The 16543-nt window shown below is 38.5% G+C and carries 14 protein-coding genes; all 14 read left to right on the top strand.

Translation table 11 applies throughout. The annotated features are described in order from the left end of the window. Positions 1-210: 210 nt before the first annotated feature. Positions 211-393, top strand: coding sequence for a hypothetical protein (locus HDC90_RS18005; protein WP_184468883.1), 183 nt, complete (start codon positions 211-213; stop codon positions 391-393). Positions 394-490: 97 nt separating this feature from the next. Then, complete coding sequence (locus HDC90_RS18010) at positions 491-1471, top strand: deoxyhypusine synthase family protein (RefSeq protein WP_184468885.1); 981 nt, start codon at positions 491-493, stop codon at positions 1469-1471. A gap of 255 nt (positions 1472-1726) precedes the next feature. Beyond that, entirely contained in the window at positions 1727-3022 is a 1296-nt protein-coding gene (locus HDC90_RS18015) for a c-type cytochrome (protein WP_184468886.1), read from the top strand. Positions 3023-3070: 48 nt separating this feature from the next. Continuing rightward, complete coding sequence (locus tag HDC90_RS18020) at positions 3071-6112, top strand: TAT-variant-translocated molybdopterin oxidoreductase (RefSeq protein WP_184468889.1); 3042 nt, start codon at positions 3071-3073, stop codon at positions 6110-6112. A gap of 26 nt (positions 6113-6138) precedes the next feature. Next, complete coding sequence (gene nrfD / locus HDC90_RS18025) at positions 6139-7611, top strand: NrfD/PsrC family molybdoenzyme membrane anchor subunit (protein WP_167297154.1); 1473 nt, start codon at positions 6139-6141, stop codon at positions 7609-7611. Positions 7612-7613: 2 nt separating this feature from the next. Beyond that, a complete protein-coding gene (locus HDC90_RS18030) occupies positions 7614-8150 on the top strand; it encodes a DUF3341 domain-containing protein (protein ID WP_090498415.1) in 537 nt (178 codons plus the stop codon). Beyond that, positions 8122-8727, top strand: a complete 606-nt coding sequence (locus HDC90_RS18035; RefSeq protein WP_167297153.1) for a cytochrome c — start codon at positions 8122-8124, stop codon at positions 8725-8727. The genes HDC90_RS18030 and HDC90_RS18035 overlap by 29 nt, the downstream gene beginning before the upstream one ends. A gap of 14 nt (positions 8728-8741) precedes the next feature. After that, entirely contained in the window at positions 8742-9956 is a 1215-nt protein-coding gene (locus HDC90_RS18040; RefSeq protein ID WP_184468891.1) for a quinol:cytochrome C oxidoreductase, read from the top strand. Between the two features lie 69 nt (positions 9957-10025). Then, entirely contained in the window at positions 10026-11255 is a 1230-nt protein-coding gene (locus tag HDC90_RS18045) for a cytochrome c oxidase subunit II (RefSeq protein WP_184468893.1), read from the top strand. Between the two features lie 23 nt (positions 11256-11278). Next, positions 11279-13159, top strand: coding sequence for a cbb3-type cytochrome c oxidase subunit I (locus tag HDC90_RS18050; protein WP_184468895.1), 1881 nt, complete (start codon positions 11279-11281; stop codon positions 13157-13159). An 81-nt stretch (positions 13160-13240) separates the two neighbouring features. Then, positions 13241-14299, top strand: a complete 1059-nt coding sequence (locus tag HDC90_RS18055) for a heme A synthase (protein ID WP_184468897.1) — start codon at positions 13241-13243, stop codon at positions 14297-14299. A 12-nt stretch (positions 14300-14311) separates the two neighbouring features. Further along, complete coding sequence (gene cyoE / locus HDC90_RS18060; protein ID WP_184468899.1) at positions 14312-15220, top strand: heme o synthase; 909 nt, start codon at positions 14312-14314, stop codon at positions 15218-15220. A 15-nt stretch (positions 15221-15235) separates the two neighbouring features. Beyond that, positions 15236-15802 (top strand): cytochrome c oxidase subunit 3, encoded by a 567-nt coding sequence (locus HDC90_RS18065; protein WP_184468901.1) that lies wholly within the window; start codon positions 15236-15238, stop codon positions 15800-15802. Between the two features lie 31 nt (positions 15803-15833). Then, positions 15834-16541, top strand: coding sequence for a cytochrome c oxidase subunit 3 (locus HDC90_RS18070; RefSeq protein WP_184468903.1), 708 nt, complete (start codon positions 15834-15836; stop codon positions 16539-16541). Positions 16542-16543: the final 2 nt, after the last annotated feature.

A 16543-nucleotide genomic window follows, 5' to 3' on the forward strand; every position in this document is an offset into this window, starting at 1 on the left:
CCTAAACCGGATTGACGGGAAAAGCCCGCAAGGCGAGGTACGAGGCGCGGACTTGTACCAGAAAGCCGGACTACCTTTAATAGAGGCTACTGCAACCGCTTTCCTGAAAAAAGATCCTTCGACTACGCTCAGGATGACAACTGTTGGTGAATAGACTCATGATACAGTTTATTGGCGATGGGGTAGGGGAAGTTTTAATAACAGCACAACATGGCCCACCTAAACCGGATTGACGGGAAAAGCCCGCAAGGCGAGGTACGAGGCGCGGACTTGTACCAGAAAGCCGGACTACCTTTAATAGAGGCTACTGCAACTGCTTTCCTGAAAAAAGATCCTTCGACTACGCTCGGGATGACAATGGTAAGAGGAGATTTAGCTGAGATAATTGGCTAAGGACTGCCAACTGGGGACTGTGAACCAAGACAAACGTTTTTACGTTTTCACCTTTCCACCTAAATACCTATTTTTGCGGCAAATAATACAAAACGAAATGAGCAATACAAGAGGACCAATATCTCAGTTTATGGAGCGTAATTACCTCCATTTTAATGCAGCGGCAATGATGGATGCAGCTAAAGGATACGAAACGCATTTAGACGAGGGTGGTAAAATGATGATCACACTTGCCGGTGCCATGAGTACTGCAGAATTGGGAATTTCACTTGCAGAGATGATTCGCCAGGATAAAGTGGCTATTATTTCTTGTACTGGTGCGAACCTTGAAGAAGATATTATGAACCTGGTAGCACATTCACATTATAAACGTGTACCAAACTATCGCGATTTAAGTCCACAAGACGAATGGGACCTTTTAGAGAACCATTATAACCGTGTTACCGATACCTGTATCCCTGAAGAAGAGGCTTTCCGTCGTTTACAGAAACATATCCATAAAATATGGAAAGATGCAGATGTTGCTGGTGAAAGATATTTTCCACATGAGTTTATGTACAAAATGCTTTTAAGCGGCGATTTGGAGCAATATTATGAAATCGATCCTAAAAATTCATGGATGCTTGCTGCGGCAGAAAAGAATTTACCAATTGTGGTACCTGGATGGGAAGATTCTACTATGGGTAATATTTTTGCCTCATATGTAATGAAAAATGAATTAAAAGCCACTACAATGAAAAGCGGTATCGAATATATGGGCTGGTTGGCCGATTGGTATATTGCAAACAGTGGGGGGAAAGGAATTGGTTTCTTCCAGATTGGTGGTGGTATTGCTGGCGATTTCCCGATCTGTGTGGTACCTATGCTTTATCAGGATATGGAAATGGAGAATATTCCTTTCTGGAGTTATTTCTGCCAGATCTCAGATTCGACTACTTCTTATGGCTCATATTCTGGTGCCGTACCGAATGAAAAGATTACCTGGGGTAAGCTGGATATCCACACGCCAAAATTTATCGTAGAAAGTGATGCAACAATTGTAGCGCCGCTAATGTTTGCATGGATATTAAAACAATAATTGCAAGAAATAAATAAACCAAATTGGTTTTTGGTATGCCCATTTGAGATAACCTATCAAAAATGGGCATTTTTATTGGCTTAATGGCTTGAAATGACATTTGTTTAGAATGATTATAAATTGTATTTCCAGTCACTATTATGTCATGGGATTTATTAATAAGTTATACTTTTGTTCAAGTTTTGGTGGGGCTATCCCTAGTTCAGCATCAATTTCACAACAAAAAGTAAATTAAATAAGTATAAAGTGTTCATTATGAGAGATATCTCGATGATTTTAAAAAGCGTTTGGAAGTCGTTATTCGTATTTTCAGCAATTTCTGTAATAGCGGTTTCTACCGTAAATGCGCAGGATGCTAAAGAAGGAAGAACGCTTTTCAAGGCAAAATGTTCTTCGTGTCACGCGTTAGATCACAAAGTTGTTGGTCCGGCATTAACTGGAGTAAGCGATCGTCACCCTGAAGCATTCCTGTTAAAATGGATCCCGAACAACGCGGCAATGATTGCTGCAGGTGATCCCGCTGCTGTTAAATTATTTAACGATAACGGTAAAGTAGCAATGACTACCTTCCCTGAGTTAGATGAGGCGAAAGTAAAAGATATCTTAGCTTACATTAAAGAAGGTGAGCCAAAGCCAACTGGCGATGCGGCACTTTCTGCAGCACCAAAAGAAGATAAAACTTCAGGTTTATCTATTGCAGGTATTGTAGCCATAGTTGTATTGGCTATTGTTATCCTTGTAATTTTAGGTCGCGCATCTAAATTATTAGAGCGTTTAATTCTACAGAAACAAGGTATCGAGATTGAAGAAGATGTACCATTAAAAGTTGGTGTGCGCAAAATGTTCAAAAACAAGAAGTTCGTCATGTTCTTTATCTTGTGTTTGATCATCTGTTTAGGTTCATTCGGTTGGATGGGCATGTGGAATACTGGTGTTCATACCGGTTACCAACCAGTTCAGCCAATTAAATTCTCGCACGAGTTGCATGCTGGTATCAATCAGATCGATTGTCAGTATTGCCACTCTGGAGCATTCAAATCTAAAAATGCATCTATTCCATCATTAAATGTTTGTATGAACTGCCATAAAGCGGTACAGGCAAGAGATAAATATGATGGTGAGATTTCTCCTGAGATCAAAAAAATCTACAATGCTTTAGGTTACGATCCGGAAACACAGAAATATGATGAAAGTAAAGCTAAACCAATGGAGTGGGTACGTGTACATAATCTACCTGATTTTGCTTACTTCAACCACTCTCAGCACGTAGTTGTTGCTGAAGATGCAATCCGTAAAGCAAAAGGATTACAACCAAACGAGCCTGTGTGTTTCGCTTGCCACGGTCCGGTTAATACTATGGAAGAAATTTATCAATATTCTCCATTAACCATGAAATGGTGTATTAACTGCCATAAAGAAACAGATATTTCTGGTCAGAAAAACAATGCTTTCTACGCTAAGGTTATCGAAGCGCACGAAAAAATTAAAAAAGGCGAGAAAATTACACCAGCTTTATTGGGTGGTTTAGAGTGTGGTAAATGCCACTATTAATAGATTAGAGTTTAGTAAGAACGTTCGATAAACAGTAATATAGCTTAAATGGAAAGCAATAAAAAATACTGGAAAGGCTTAGAGGAGTATAACAATACACCCGATTTTGTTAAGAATAACAAAAACGAATTCGCCGAGCCACTTCCAATAGAAGATGTTTTAAATGAAGCAGGGTTAAGTACCGTTACCCCACGCCGCGACTTTTTAAAGGCGTTAGGTTTTGGTTTAGGTGCGGTTACATTAGCTGCCTGCCAAAGTACACCGTTAAAAAAATCAATTCCTTATCTGGTAAAACCTGAAGAAGTAACTCCAGGTATTCCTAACTATTATACTTCTAGCTTTAATGGCCAGAGCATTTTGGTTAAAACAAGAGAAGGCCGTCCGATTAAAATTGAACCAAATCCTAATGCGGGTCAGTTTAACTGCGGTACCGATGCAAGAGCGCAGGCTTCTGTATTAGATTTATACGATGTATCTAAACTAAAAGCACCTGCTACAGTAAAAGGTGGGCAGGTTGAAGAAACTACCTGGGCAAAAATCGACAGCTATGTAAAAGGCGAGTTGGCAAAAGCACAGGCGGGTGGAAAGAAAATCCGTATTGTAGCATCAACGGTAAACAGCCCATCAACTAATGCAGTAATTGCACAGTTTGCAACCAAATACCCTGCTGCTAAATTAGTTCAGTATGATGCGGTTTCTTATACCGGTATTATCCAGGCTAACCAAAACAGTTTCGGTAAAGCGGTTTTACCTAAATACAATTTTGATAAAGCCGATTTAATTGTAAGTTTCAGTGCCGATTTCTTAGGTACTTGGATTAGCGGAGAAGAGTTTACTGCTCAATATACAGCTAACCGTAACTACAAATCGTTAGCAAATAAAAAAATGAGCCGCCACGTTCAGTTCGAAAGTGGAATGAGCTTAACAGGTACCAATGCAGATACCCGCGTTCCGGTTAAATTATCGGAAGAAGGTCCTGCCTTAATTGCTTTATATAATGCAATTACAGGTGGTGCTTTACCAGGCGGAACTTTAGGTAATAATGCAACTGCTGATAAAGTAATTAAATTAGTTGCTAAAGAATTATTGCAAGCTAAAGGTAAAGGCCTTGTAGTTTGTGGTTCGAACGACGTTTCTACACAAATTTTAGTAAATGCCATTAACGCCGCTATCGGAAGTTATGGTACTACTATAGATTTAGATAACTCATGCAATTTATATGCTGGTAACGATGCCGAATTTAATGGTTTAGTTGCTGAAATGGGTCGTGGCGAAGTTGGTGCAGTTTTATTCTTAAACAGCAACCCTGCTTACGATGCCGCAAATCCGAAAGCATTTACTGATGCCTTAGCTAAAGTTCCGGCAAAAATTTCATTCTCAGACCGTGCGGATGAAACGGCTACGCTTTGTGATGCAATTGCCATTAACCACAACTACTTAGAATCATGGGGCGACGCTAACGCTTACGAAGGATATTATTCTATCGTTCAGCCAACCATTAACCCAGTTTTCAATAGCCGTCAGGCAGAAGAAAGTTTATTAACCTGGGCTGATGCTCCAGTTAAAGATTACTATCAGTTTGTACGCAGCAACTGGGAAGCTAAAGTATTACCAGCTGCAGGTTTGAAATGGGAAGAGGTATTAGAGAAAGGTGTGGTTACTGTAACAGCGAAAACTGCTGGAGCGTACTCATTCACCCAATCTTTAGCACAAGTTGCTACTTCAATCGTTAGCAGCAGCAAAGCATTAGCTAAAGGTGGCGATCAGTTAGAATTACAGGTTTATGAAAACGTACCGATGCGTGATGGTAAAAATGCCAATAACGCGTTCTTACAGGAATTACCTGATCCGGTATCAAAAGTAACCTGGGATAACTTTGTAGCACTTGCACCAAAAACTGCAGAGAAATTAAAAGTTAAAGAATTTGATGTTGTAACTGTTAAAGGAGGCAACGGATATTCAGTAGATCTTCCGGTATTGATCCAACCAGGACAAGCACAAGGAACAGCATCTATCGCAGTAGGTTATGGCCGTACCAAAACTGGTAAAGCTGGTGACAATGTAGGTAAAAATGCTTTCCCTTTTGTTTCTTTTGTTAACGGAACAATGCAATATGCTACTTCGGTAAGCATCACCCCAACAGGTGGGCACTACGAATTGGCTCAAACACAAACTCACCACTCTTTCGAAGGACGTGCAGTGATTAAAGAGGCTACTTTTAAGGAGTACCTGAAAAATCCTGGAGCGGGTAACGAAAAGGGCGAGCATAAAGATTACGATCTTTGGGATCAATACGAAAAACCAGGTAACAACTGGGTTATGGCAATCGATTTGAATGCCTGTACAGGTTGTGGTTCTTGTATTGTTGCTTGTAACGTAGAAAATAACATTCCTGTTGTAGGCCGTGATGAGGTTCGCCGTCGTCGCGAAATGCACTGGATCCGTATCGACCGTTACTATAGCTACGAAACTAAAGATGGTGATGTAACGAGAGAGAAAGAAATTGCTAAGTTAGAAGACTTAGATCATGTTTCTGTTGTTCACCAACCAATGTTGTGCCAACACTGTGATCATGCACCTTGCGAAACAGTTTGTCCGGTATTGGCAACTGTACACTCAAGTGATGGTTTAAACCACATGGCTTATAACCGTTGTGTAGGTACACGTTACTGTGCAAATAACTGTCCGTACAAAGTGCGTCGTTTCAACTGGTTTAACTACTGGAACGATTCGCGTTTCGATAACTATTTAAATAACGAGTTTACTCAATTAGTTTTAAACCCTGATGTAACTACACGTTCTAGAGGGGTAATGGAAAAATGCTCTATGTGTATTCAACGTATACAAGGTGGCAAATTACAAGCTAAATTGGAGAAACGTCCATTAAAAGATGGTGATATTAAAATGGCTTGTCAGGAAGCTTGTTCAGCAAATGCGATTGTATTTGGTGATGCAAACGATCCAAATTCAGAGGTTTCAAAAGCATTACGTTCTGAGCGTATCTATTACGTATTAGAAGAGATTAATGTGAAACCGGGTATCGGCTACATGACAAAAATTAGAAATACAGATACAACAGTACAAGCGTAGGCTTTAGTATAAAGAAAATACAAATTATGTCAGGACATAACGAATCAATACTTAGAGAACCATTAATTACCGGAGATAACATCACGTATGCAAAAATTACAGATGATATTTTAAGCCCGGTAGAGAACAAGCCAAACAAGGCTTGGTGGATTGGTTTCATCGTTGCCGCATTAGGTGCTTTACTTTGGGTAGTAGCAGTAAGCTACACTTTCTGGAATGGTATCGGATCATGGGGTTTAAATAAAACAGTTGGTTGGGCTTGGGATATCACCGGTTTCGTATGGTGGGTAGGTATCGGTCACGCTGGAACACTAATTTCAGCAGTACTATTACTTTTCCGTCAGAACTGGCGTAACTCTATTAACCGTTCGGCAGAGGCGATGACTATCTTCGCCGTTATCTGTGCCGCTACTTACGTGGTATCGCACATGGGCCGCCCATGGTTAGCTTATTGGGTTTTACCTTTACCAAACCAATTCGGATCACTTTGGGTAAACTTTAACTCGCCATTGGTGTGGGATATGTTTGCGATCTCTACTTACTTCTCTGTATCATTATTATTCTGGTACACGGGTTTATTACCAGATATTGCTACCATCCGCGACCGTGCAGTGGGTACACGTAGAAAAATCTATTCTATCTTCTCTTTTGGATGGAGTGGAAGTGTTAAAACCTGGCAACGTTTCGAAGCGGTGTCGTTAATTCTAGCAGGTATCTCTACACCACTTGTACTTTCGGTACACACCATTGTATCAATGGACTTTGCAACATCGGTAATTCCAGGATGGCACACTACCATCTTCCCTCCATACTTCGTGGCGGGCGCGATCTTCTCAGGATTTGCGATGGTATTAACTTTATTATTGGTTGCACGTAAAGTATTGGGATTAGAAAACTACATCACTATGTTCCACATCGAGTCGATGAACAAAATCATCATCTTAACTGGATCAATCGTAGGTGTGGCTTATTTAACTGAGTTCTTCATCGCTTGGTATTCAGGTTCAGAGTATGAGCAGTATGCATTTATCAACAGATCTACCGGTCCTTACTGGTGGTCGTACTGGATGATGATGACTTGTAACGTAATCTCTCCACAGTTGTTATGGTTCAAAAAAATCCGTTTAAGCATTAAAGCTACCTGGATTTTATCAATCGTGGTAAACGTGGGTATGTGGTTCGAGCGTTTCGTAATTATCGTTACTTCATTACACCGCGATTATATTCCATCTAGTTGGGCAATGTTTTATCCAACATGGGTTGATATCAGTGTGTTCGTAGGTTCAATTGGTTTATTCTTTACCTTATTCTTATTATTCTTAAGAGTATTGCCATCAATCGCTATAGCAGAGGTTAAATTATTATTAAAAACTGCAAGTGAGCAAGCCAAAATGAAACAGATTAAAGAAGGGCATGAGAATAAAGAATACGTTGCAGAATACGTAGAGTCTTTAGAAAAATTTGATAGTGTTAAACAAGAAGATTACGCAAAAATATAACAATGAGTGATATCAAATATATTTTAGGCAGTTTTGGCGATCCTGACGAAATGATGCATGGCATCGAAAAGCTTCAGGAAAACAACATCAGCATTTATGATGTGTACACACCGATGCCTATACACGGAATAGAAGCCAAATTAGGAATTAAAAGATCTAGAATCGATATCGCAGCATTTTGCTTTGGTATTACCGGTACTTGCTGTGCATTCGCTTTGATTTATTTCTGCGCAGTTATCGATTGGAGAGTAAACATAGGTGGTAAACCATCATTTGCATTACCGGATTTTATTCCGATAATGTTCGAGCTTACAGTGTTATTCTGTGCTTTCGGTATGGTGTTAACTTATTATGCATCTACTCACTTATTTCCAGGAAGAGCACCAAGAGTAATGGATTTACGTGCTACTGATGATCGTTTTGTTATTGCAGTTGATGCAAAAGACAATGTAGAACATACTGTAATTGATGGATTATTAAAAGATGCAGGTGCTTTAGAAATAAAGTATAATGAAAGGAAGTACATTAGCTATGAATAAGAATAAATTTGTTTACACAGCGTTTTTAGCTATCGCTTTTGCAGCTACCTTTTCTGCTTGTAAAGATAAACGCAGTACTGGCTTAGAATATGCCAGAAACATGTATGATCCGATTGCTTACAATCCGGATCAACCAAACAAAAATTTTAAAGATGGTAAAACAGCCCAGTTGCCACCTGCACATACTAAACCAGTAGGTTTTACTGAATATGATGAGTATCCTAATACAAAAGAAGGATATGAGGCAGCAGGTGTAAGCATGGTTAACCCTTTACCAGTAGATACTGTTAATTTAGCTCAAGGTAAACACTTATTTACCGTTTTCTGTAGCCCTTGCCACGGAGAAAAAGGCGATGGACAGGGACACTTAGTTAAAATTGAGAAATTTAGTGGTGTACCTGCTTATCAAACAGGTTCATCATCTAGAGGTGGTAACATGGCCGATCTTACTGCAGGTAAAATTTACCACACCATTACATACGGTGTAAATAACATGGGCTCGCATGCTTCGCAAATCTCGCCAACAGATCGTTGGAAAGTGGTGATGTATGTTCAACAATTACAAAAAGGACAATAGTAAAGCAAATATAAATGGGAACTCACAATATTAATTTTAGTGAACAGTTTGAGTTTACAGGTAAAGTAAAAACATTAAGCATCGTTGGTATCGCTTTAGGTGCCATTGCTATCGCTTACGGTTTTTTTAGTGGCCATCAAGAGCGTACTTTTGCTAACCTGTTGCTTATGGCATATTACTTTGCATGCGTTTGTATGTCGGGTACATTTTTCCTGGCTGTTCAATATGTAGCTCAGGCAGGTTGGTCTGCATCAATTTTACGTGTACCGCAGGCTATGGCAAAAACTTTGCCTATTGCAGCTGTAATACTGGTTGTCGTAATTTCGGCAGGTTTGTACACACATAACTTATACCACCACTGGCACGCTGATGGACTAACTGTAGAGGGGAGTCCTAACTATGATGCCATCATTGCAGGTAAATCAGTTTTCTTGAATGTACCTTTCTTTTTAGGTCGCCAAGTAGTGTTTTTAGGTGTTTATAGTATTTTCTCGATCATGTTTGTTAAGTTTTCTTATAACGAGGATTTAGCAGGTGGTTTAAATTCTTATAGAAAGAGCTTTAAAAATGCTTGTATATTCTTGGTAATTTACGGTTTTACAACGCCAATCTTTGCTTTCGATACTGTAATGTCATTAGAGGCACACTGGTTCTCAACGATGTTCGGTTGGTATAACTTCGCCGCTATGTGGGTAAGTAGTTTAGCTACTATTGCAATTATTCTTATTTTATTAAGAAGAGCAGGTTATATGCAATGGGTTAACAATAGCCACTTGCACAATTTAGGTCAGTTTATTTTTGGTTTCTCTATCTTCTGGACATATGTATGGTTTGCCCAATTCTTATTGATCTACTATGCAAACATGCCTGAAGAGACTGTATATTTCTACAAGCGCTTTGAGTATTACAAGTTCTGGTTTTTCTTAAACCTTGCCATGAACTTCTTAGCGCCAGTATTATTATTAATGGACAGAGATAACAAAAGAACAGATGCAAAATTATTGTTCGTTGCTATCGTGGTATTGTTAGGTCACTGGGTAGATTATTACCAAATGATTATGCCAGGAACGGTAGAAGAAGGACATAATGGTTTCGGTATTATTGAAATAGGTACTGCACTAGGTTTCGTAGGATTGTTTACCTTTACGGTTTTAACATCATTGAGCAAAAAACCTTTAATTGCAAAGAACCACCCATTATTACAAGAAAGTTTGCATCATCAACTGTAGTGGTGATAAGATAAAGCAAATATTTAATTATTATTATAATTAGCAGTACAGCGTACTACTTTTAAGAAAATGAGTTTAAGAAAGTTTATAACGAATAAAACGACCGCAGCTTTAGCAGTATTGATTACTGTTTTTGCAAACACTAGCGTATTTGCGCAAGATGCAGCAGGTGCTGCCGCGGCACCGAAAGTTGATATGGGCGAGGTTTATAAATCGGTAATATTTTATATTCTGGTTTTCCTTGCTGTATGCTTATTCATTGCAATTATTGGTAAAGCAATAAAAGTGTATGAGTTAAGCCGCGAAGCACAAGGTAAACCTGTTGGCATTAACTGGAACAGGGTACACGCAAGTTTATTTGCACTGTTTTTAGTGATCGGTTTATATGGTGTATATTGGGAATATACAGTGCATGGGTCAATGTTACTTCCTGATGCCGCATCTGAGCATGGAAAGAAAATTGATGAGATGTTTAATTTAACATTAATCATTACCACTATTGTATTTGTAGTTACACACATCTTATTGTTCGGGTTTTCTTATATTTATAAATATTCTGCTAAAAGAAAAGCTTACTACTATCCACACAATAATACCATCGAAAAAATCTGGACGATCGTTCCGGCTTTAGTATTAACTGTTTTGGTATTAATGGGTTTCTTAACCTGGAGATCTATTTTCTTCAAAGTTGAAGATCCAAACAACAAACCATTACAGATAGAAGTTACTTCTGAGCAGTTTAAATGGTCTATCCGTTATCCTGGAGCTGACGGAATAGTAGGTAACAAAAATTACAAGTTAACTACAGCTACCAACCCATTGGGTATCGATTTTAAAGATATCAACTCTCGTGATGACGAAATGGCTGATGAGATGGTGCTTCCTGTAGGTAAACCGGTTAAACTGATTTTAACCAGTAAAGATGTAATTCACAGTTTTTATATGCCACACTTCAGGGTACAGTTAAATACCGTACCGGGTATGAGAACTATGTTTGAGTTTACGCCTACAAAAACTACTGCAGAAATGCAGCAAGAAACTAACGATCCTAACTTTAAGTACCTATTTTTATGTGCTAAAATCTGTGGATCTGGTCACTACAATATGCAAAAGGTTGTACGTGTAGTTTCTGAGGCCGAGTACAAAACTTGGATAGCTGAACAGAAAACATACTTAAACGACGATTTAAGAAAACAATTTAATTTGCCAGTGGCACCTGCAGCTGTAAAATCAGTAGCAGATTCAGCAACTAAAGATTCAGTAGCTGTAAAAACTAACCAAATGGCTTTAAATAAATAATATTAAGCAGGAGCGAACGAATTATGTCAACAATAGCATTACACGACGAACACAATCACGATCACGCTGATCATGGGCATCATAAAGAGACTTTGATTTCAAAGTACATCTTTAGTATGGATCATAAAATGATTGCTAAGCAATTTTTGATTACCGGTATTATTATGGCGGTAATAGCAATGGGCTTATCAATTTTATTCCGTATTCAATTGGCATGGCCAGATCAAAACTTCCCGTTCTTAGAAACATTTTTAGGTAAATGGGCTGAAGGTGGTCGTATTAAACCCGATTTCTACCTTGCTTTAGTAACCATTCATGGTACCATTATGGTATTCTTTGTACTAACAGCTGGGTTGAGTGGTACATTTAGTAACTTACTTATTCCGCTTCAAATTGGAGCAAGAGATATGGCGTCGCCATTCTTAAACATGCTTTCATACTGGTTCTTCTTTATGGCCTGTGTGATCATGATGTCATCGTTCTTTATCCAAACAGGTCCTGCATCTGGTGGTTGGACGGTTTACCCACCGTTATCTGTAGTTGCCAAGGCAATGCCAGGATCGGGAATGGGTATGACTTTGTGGTTAGTGAGTATGGTGCTTTTCGTTGCGTCATCTTTAATGGGTGGTATTAACTATGTAAGTACAATCTTAAACATGCGTACTAAAGGTATGGACCTTTGGAAAATGCCGTTAACCATTTGGGCTTTCTTTTTGACTGCTATTTTAGGTATTTTATCATTCCCTGTTCTTGTAGCTGGTGTGGTATTAATGGTATTCGACCGTAGTTTTGGAACAAGTTTCTATTTATCAGATATCGTAATGGGTACTGACATTTTACCAAACGAAGGTGGTTCGCCGATTTTATGGCAGCACTTATTCTGGTTCTTAGGTCACCCTGAGGTATATATTGTAATTATGCCGGCATTGGGTATCTCATCTGAGGTTATCTCTGTAAACTCACGTAAACCGATCTTCGGTTATCATGCAATGGTTTACTCTTTAATTGGTATTACTGTATTATCATTTATCGTTTGGGGTCACCACATGTTTGTAACCGGGATGAACCCATTGTTAGGTGGTGTGTTTATGATTACTACGTTGATCATTGCAGTACCATCGGCAGTAAAAACCTTTAACTATTTAGCAACATTATGGCGTGGTAATATCCGTTTCACCCCAGCAATGTTATTTGCTATCGGTTTGGTATCATTTTTTATCTCTGGTGGTTTAACCGGTATCTTCTTAGGAAATGCTTCATTAGATATTAACTTACACGATACCTATTTTGTTGTTGCCCACTTCCACCTGGTAATGGGATCTGCAGCAATCTTCGGTATGCTTGCAGGTGTTTATCACTGGTTCCCTAAAATGTTCGGAAGAATGATGAATGCTAAATTAGGATATTTACACTTCTGGTTAACTTTTATTGCAGCTTACCTGGTATTCTTCCCACTTCACTTCTTAGGTTTGGATGGTGTACCTCGTCGTTACTATGCATTTACCGAGTTTGAGTTTATGAAAAAATGGTTAACTGTTAACGTATTTGTAACATGGGCAGCTATTATGGCGGCACTTGCTCAGGTAGCGTTCTTGTTTAACTTCTTTTACTCAATATTCAAAGGAAAAGTATCTCCTCAAAACCCTTGGGAATCTAATACATTAGAGTGGACTGCTCCGGTAGAACACTTACATGGTAACTGGCCAGGAGAAATCCCAACTGTTTACAGATGGCCTTACGATTATAGTAAACCAGGACATGATGCAGACTTTATTCCTCAAACTGTTCCTTTCTCTCAAACAATGAGCTCTAATTTACCTCACGATTTTGAAGGAAATGAAGAAGCGGAGAAAATACAGCAAGATTGGGAATTAGCTAACCCTGTTGCAGAAAACAAGGGCTAGTTTAAGCTAAAATAAAATTTTAAAAGGGGTATCTGATTAAGTTTCTGCTTATCCGGATACCCTTTTCATCTTAATAGATATATGGTCAGCAGATCAGAACAACGTTTCATTAACATTAATCTGATAACCATCGTAGTTACGCTATTGGTTATACTTGCCGGTGGTATTGTACGCAGTACCGGATCGGGCATGGGTTGTCCGGATTGGCCAAAATGTTTCGATCGTTACATCCCGCCAACTGATGTATCGCAACTTCCTGCTAACTATAAAGAGAAATATGTTGCAGGTAGGTTAAAAAAGAATGAGAAATTTGCCAAATACTTAGAAAGTATGGGTAAGGTAGCCTTAGCTGATAGTATTAGGCATGATAAAAGTATCACGATACCTGAAGAGTTTAATCCAACTAAAACCTGGACTGAGTACTTGAACAGATTGGCTGGGGTAGCAGCTGGAATATTCTTGTTTTTAACAGTAGTTTATTCTTTTACTTACCGTAAAACAGCTAAACGTATTATTATACTCAGTATTTTAAATCTTTTAGTAGTAGGATACCAAGGTTGGTTGGGTTCGATAGTGGTATCTACAAACCTGGCACAATGGGTAGTAACCGTACACATGTTGTTGGCGCTGGTTATTTTAGCGATATCTATTTATACCTATAATTACGCAAAGCAATTAAACAAAGCGCCTTCTGTAATTATGTACCGTATAGCGTGGCTAAAGGGATTTTTGTTCTTTACCCTTGTAATTAGTATCGTTCAAATTGTTTTAGGAACCGAGGTTAGAGAAGGGGTAGATGTGATTGCAAAGTCGCTTTCTTACGGAAGCAAGAATACATGGATTTCGAAAGTAGGAGAAGTATTCTCTTATCACCGTGATTTAGCTATACTCGTAGTAATTGCCAATGCAGTAGTGTATAAAATGGTTATCGACCGTTTTAGTGGTAAAGCTGCACCGTTGTTAACCGCAAGGTTGATGTTAATAACGCTCCTCATACAGTTATTAAGTGGTTTTGCATTAGCATATATAGCTTTTCCATCTGCAGCGCAGGCATTGCATATTTTGTTCTCTACGCTGTTATTTAGTTTACAGTTTTACCTGTACTTATTGGTTTACCGAACAAGTACATATAAACAATAATATTTAAGAAAATTGAAGCAATATCTTTCAGATTTTTCTAAACTCATCAAATTCAGGCTATCGTTTACGGTAGTGTTTTCGGCGTCGATTTCTTTTTTAATCGGACAGAAAATGCAGGTAGGTAGAGGCCATATCCCTAGTATTGATTGGGGGAACTGGTTAATCTTAATTGCTGGTGGTTTTTTGGTAACCGCTGCTGCAAACTGCTTTAACGAAATTATAGAGAAAGACCTGGATAAATTAATGTCGAGGACTAAAGATCGGCCTATGCCTGCTGGTAGAATGACTACCGGACAAGGATTAATTTTAGGTGTATTCATGGCATTTTTAGGTACCTGGTTACTCGGTAAATTAAACCTGGAAACAGGTTTACTCTCTGTATTCTCGATACTGTTATATGCCTTTGCTTATACGCCACTGAAAAGAAAATCTCCAATTGCTGTATTTGTAGGTGCTATTCCTGGTGCTTTACCACCACTTATCGGTTATTTGGCTGCATTTGGTAGTTTAAAAGCCGAATTATTCCACGAAATTGACTATTATATTGCAGGCATTCTATTTTTAATCCAGTTTGTATGGCAGTTTCCACATTTTTGGGCCATTGCCTGGGTTTTGGATGATGATTATAAGAAAGCAGGTTTTAGGCTGTTACCAACCAAGAAAAGAGACAAAACCTCTGCCTTACTTACTTTTTTAAGTACTTTGGTTTTAATTCCGGTGAGTTTATTGCCAACTATTTATGGTTTTGGCGGTTATTATATTGCTGGTTTATCATTAATCGCTGGATTGATATTTAGCTGGCTGGCTTTTAAACTTTTAATGAAGAGAGAATTGGCAGAGGCCAAGAAAGTGATGTTCTGTTCGTTTTTTTACATCCCAGCAGTACAGTTGGGCTTATTATTAAATTTTATAGCAAAATAATTTATGGTGCTAACAATGGAAAAGATGCAGGATACGTTTGACCCAAAACCAAGAAAATTTATAGTCTGGTTATTTGTCGTATCATCAACAATTATGTTTGGTGGTTTTACCAGTTATTACCTGGTATTTGCTGCCTCGAAAGGAAAGGGACACGGTTTAGTATTGCCCGATGCTTTTATTTACTCTAGTTTGGTTATTATTGCCAGTAGCATCACCTTGGTGCTTGCATCAAAGGCTTTAAAGAAACTAAACTTTAGCTTACAGCGCAATATGTTGTGGATTACCGTAATATTAGCCATTGCTTTTGGTGTTATGCAGTTTAATGCATGGGGAAGTATGGTGCGGACCGGTGCAACTTTAGTAGGAAATAACGCAGCAATATCATTTATTTATGTGGTATCTGGCATGCACTTATTACACATTATTGGCGGTGTTGGCCTTATTATTAATGCTTTAGCAGGTAGCTATAAAAACCTTCCTGTTGCCAAAGTCCAGTATAGAATGGAAATCGCTTCTATTTTTTGGCATTTTATAGATATATTATGGATATATCTGTATGTTTTTTTACTTTTGAACCGTTAAATTTGTTAACAAACTATTATACTATTTCCAAATGAATGCAGTATCACAATTAGATCAAGTTAAAACCGGACCATGGAATGGTGGTCGTTCTCCGTGGTCGGTAGAATATGGTAAAATCATGATGTGGTTTTTCCTTTTGTCAGATGCTTTTACCTTTTCATCTTTATTGATCTACTACGGCGCTCAGCGTTTTTCTAAATTAACATGGCCAGATCCAGATTTGGTTTTCCAATCTATCCCTGGTATTAAAGATACAGGTGCACCGCTTGTTTTTGTGGGTATCATGACTTTTATCCTGATCTTAAGCTCTGTAACCATGGTTATGGCAGTTGAGGCCGGACATCGTCGCGCTAAAAAAGAAGTAATAGGATGGCTTGTAGCGACCATTATCTTTGGTTTTATGTTCTTAGGCTGTCAGGCTTTAGAATGGAGCCACTTACACCACGAAGGTTTTTGGTGGGGAAGCATTCCATCTGCTGAAGAATTAAAACATTTATTTGATGGACCAGTTTCTTTAGTTGCTGCGCAACAGTTTGCAAATTTATTCTTTACCATTACAGGCTTTCACGGTTTCCACGTATTCAGTGGTGTAATGATCAACGTAATTATTTTAATCATGACGATTAATGGAACTTTCGAAAAAAGAGGTCATTATTTAATGGTAGAAAAAGTTGGTTTATACTGGCACTTTGTAGATTTAGTATGGGTGTTTGTATTTACATTCTTCTATTTGGTTTAATT

The sequence above is a fragment of the Pedobacter sp. AK013 genome, from assembly GCF_014205835.1.
Taxonomy (GTDB): Bacteria; Bacteroidota; Bacteroidia; order Sphingobacteriales; family Sphingobacteriaceae; genus Pedobacter.

Coding starts and splice junctions, on each gene's coding strand:
- HDC90_RS18005 (WP_184468883.1), top strand. CDS start 211: ATGGCCCACCTAAACCGGATTGACGGGAAAAGCCCGCAAGGCGAGGTA.
- HDC90_RS18010 (WP_184468885.1), top strand. CDS start 491: ATGAGCAATACAAGAGGACCAATATCTCAGTTTATGGAGCGTAATTAC.
- HDC90_RS18015 (WP_184468886.1), top strand. CDS start 1,727: ATGAGAGATATCTCGATGATTTTAAAAAGCGTTTGGAAGTCGTTATTC.
- HDC90_RS18020 (WP_184468889.1), top strand. CDS start 3,071: ATGGAAAGCAATAAAAAATACTGGAAAGGCTTAGAGGAGTATAACAAT.
- nrfD (WP_167297154.1), top strand. CDS start 6,139: ATGTCAGGACATAACGAATCAATACTTAGAGAACCATTAATTACCGGA.
- HDC90_RS18030 (WP_090498415.1), top strand. CDS start 7,614: ATGAGTGATATCAAATATATTTTAGGCAGTTTTGGCGATCCTGACGAA.
- HDC90_RS18035 (WP_167297153.1), top strand. CDS start 8,122: ATGAAAGGAAGTACATTAGCTATGAATAAGAATAAATTTGTTTACACA.
- HDC90_RS18040 (WP_184468891.1), top strand. CDS start 8,742: ATGGGAACTCACAATATTAATTTTAGTGAACAGTTTGAGTTTACAGGT.
- HDC90_RS18045 (WP_184468893.1), top strand. CDS start 10,026: ATGAGTTTAAGAAAGTTTATAACGAATAAAACGACCGCAGCTTTAGCA.
- HDC90_RS18050 (WP_184468895.1), top strand. CDS start 11,279: ATGTCAACAATAGCATTACACGACGAACACAATCACGATCACGCTGAT.
- HDC90_RS18055 (WP_184468897.1), top strand. CDS start 13,241: ATGGTCAGCAGATCAGAACAACGTTTCATTAACATTAATCTGATAACC.
- HDC90_RS18065 (WP_184468901.1), top strand. CDS start 15,236: ATGGAAAAGATGCAGGATACGTTTGACCCAAAACCAAGAAAATTTATA.
- HDC90_RS18070 (WP_184468903.1), top strand. CDS start 15,834: ATGAATGCAGTATCACAATTAGATCAAGTTAAAACCGGACCATGGAAT.